Consider the following 2863-nt stretch of genomic DNA (forward strand, 5'->3'; position numbering starts at 1 on the left):
ACCGCTGGTAGGCCAGCCCCGCAGGCTCCCAATTAATAGAACAGCCCCTCTCGAAAGAGCAGGGGCTTTTTTATTGCCTGTGATTTAGTGGCGGTGAACTACTCGTAGAGTAGTACAGTTATGCCGGTCTTTCGCCAAGCCAACAGTTTGGCGTGGCGCCGGCAGAACGCCCCGAGCTCTGCGAGGGGCATGAAGGCTCCCAATTCAAGCAAAAGGCCTACCCTAACCGGTAGGCTTTTTTGCGTTGAAGCGCCTGCGGCGCACTTACACTCCCACGCCAGCCCCCGCCCCTGCGGGGTGTGGCATTGTGAAACACTTCCATGTGTTTCGCCCTTCGGGCCGTCGCTTCGCTACGTCCTAAAACGCTCCCGGCGTTTTAGTCGCCATGCGAGAGTAGGGCGACCCCATGCGACAAAAACGTTTGGAACGTTTTTGGACACCTTCAGCTGGCCGCGCAGCGGCGAACCCCATGGATGGGGTGAGCAATGTAGTACACCGCTGGTAGGCCAGCCCCGTGGAAGACCAGCCCCGCCAGCTTATCTCTGTCTCTGCCCGCTTAACCGCATTCCTTTCTCCCCGCTGCAAAAATAGGCTAGTATCATTTGATGATTTTTAACAAATGGATATGTAGATGAGTTTAACTAAGTTACCAAGCGGGCTGTGTTTATGTGCAGCGTTTTTATTTAGCCTTTACAGTTTTGCTGTCGGCGCTAAACCCCTGCAATATGAAGATGTGTTTGAGCTTGAATTTGTATCGGATCCCCAGCCAGATGCCAGTGGTGAGAAGATTGTATTTGTCCGCAATTGGATGGATAAACAAACAGATCGTCGGCGCATGACGCTCTGGATAAGCTCTGCCGATGGTAAGCAGCTAGAGCCTATAACAAATAAAGATATTAACGCCAGCTCACCGCGCTGGGCACCAGACAACAAACGCCTGGCATTTATAGCCAACGGTCAAATTCATCTAAAATGGTTGGGAACCGGGCGCACGTCACAGCTGGGGCAGTTGACCCAAAGCCCTGCCAATTTGAGCTGGTCACCCGACGGTAATTGGTTGGCTTTTAGTATGTTTACCCCCAAACAGGTTAAGCTTCCGGTTACTTTACCTGGTAAACCAGAAAAAGCAGATTGGGCTAAAGCCGCGGTTTATATCGACAGTAAACAGTATCGGGTTGATGGAGCCGGTTATACCAAATCTGGATTTCAGCATATTTATATTATGCCCTCGTCGGGCGGCTCCGCTATTCAGTTAACAGATGGCGATTTTAATCATTCAGGTACCATTAGCTGGGCAAAGGATAGTAAAGCCGTTTATTTTTCTGCGAATCGCCATCCCGACTGGCAATCAAAACCGTTAAACAGTGAGCTTTTTAAGCTGGCACTCGATGACCGCAAGCTAACACAATTAACCGACCGCAATGGTCCGGATAGCAGGCCACTGTTATCTCCTGATGGCAAAAAAATAGCCTACATTGGTTTTGATGATCGCAAATTAGCCCATCAGGCTAATCGGTTGTATGTGATGAATACTGATGGCAGCAATGTCCGTAACTTAACTGAGGATCTCGATAGGTCGATTGATGATTTCCAGTGGCTACCTAACAGTAATGCACTTTATATTGCTTACGATAATGAAGGTAAAGGAATCCTGGCTGAACAGGGTTTATCTGGTAAACGCAGCGTTATAGCTGATGATTTAGGTGGTGGCTCTTACGGCCGGCCATATAGTGGTGGCCAGTTTGCCGCAGCAGATAATGGTCTTATTGCTTATACTCTGATGAGTACCCGGCAGCCAGCAGAGCTGGCAGTGATTATTAAGGGGAGAAAGCGTACATTAACCAATTTGAATTCTGACCTGCTGTTTGCCAGGCATATTGGTACGGTTGAGGAGTTCTGGTATAAATCTTCAGTTGATCAGCGAAAACTCCAGGGTTGGATTATTTACCCACCAGAGTTTGATCCAACCCAAAAATACCCGTTGATCCTTGAAATCCATGGTGGCCCGCATACTGCTTATGGCCCGCACTTTGCGATGGAGTTGCAGTTAATGGCAGCTAAGGGTTATGTTGTGCTTTACACGAACCCACGTGGCAGCACCAGTTATGGTGAAGATTTTGCCAACTTAATTCATCATAATTATCCCAGTCAGGATTATAATGATTTGATGGATGGGGTCGATGCTACAATAGCCAAAGGATTCATTGATGAAAAACAGTTATTTGTTACCGGAGGTAGTGGTGGCGGTGCGCTTACTGCGTGGATAGTTGGCCATACTGACCGTTTTGCTGCAGCCGTATCGGTAAAGCCGGTAATTAACTGGATTAGCTTTGTATTAAATGCAGATATGTACAGCTATTTTACCCAGTATTGGTTTCCTGCGATGCCGTGGGAAAATCCAGAACACTATTTAAAATACTCGCCAATCAGTTATGTTGGCAATGTAACAACGCCCACCATGCTGATGACGGGTGAAGCAGATCACCGTACCCCAATCTCTGAAACTGAGCAGTTTTATCAGGCACTGCAATTACGGGGCGTCGATACTGCTATGGTAAGGATCCCCGAGGCATCGCATGCCATTTATAGTCGTCCTAGTAACTTAATGACTAAAACTGCATATATTTTGTATTGGTTTGATAAATATCGACAAAATAAAGGCAATATAGTCAGCGAGGACAGTACAAAAAAAACATCACAATAGCTGATTTAGCCTGGTAGTTTGACTACCGGGTTATGCTACATTAACCATAATGTAAAGACGGGTGCTCGTTTTATATGCAATTGAATGCGCTAGTACAGCTTTTCGCTTTACCTTTGGGGTGGCTTTTGTATAATGGCGCCTTCAACGCTAGGGGCATAG

1 protein-coding gene is annotated in these 2863 nt (G+C 47.2%); it reads left to right on the plus strand.

The features are described 5' to 3' along the window. Positions 1 to 631: 631 nt before the first annotated feature. Positions 632 to 2704: a prolyl oligopeptidase family serine peptidase gene (locus ABY802_RS16430; protein WP_372628197.1), complete on the plus strand. Its 2073-nt coding sequence runs from the start codon at positions 632 to 634 to the stop codon at positions 2702 to 2704. Positions 2705 to 2863: the final 159 nt, after the last annotated feature.

The sequence above is a fragment of the Arsukibacterium sp. genome (assembly GCF_041616895.1).
Lineage (GTDB): Bacteria > Pseudomonadota > Gammaproteobacteria > Enterobacterales > Alteromonadaceae > Alishewanella.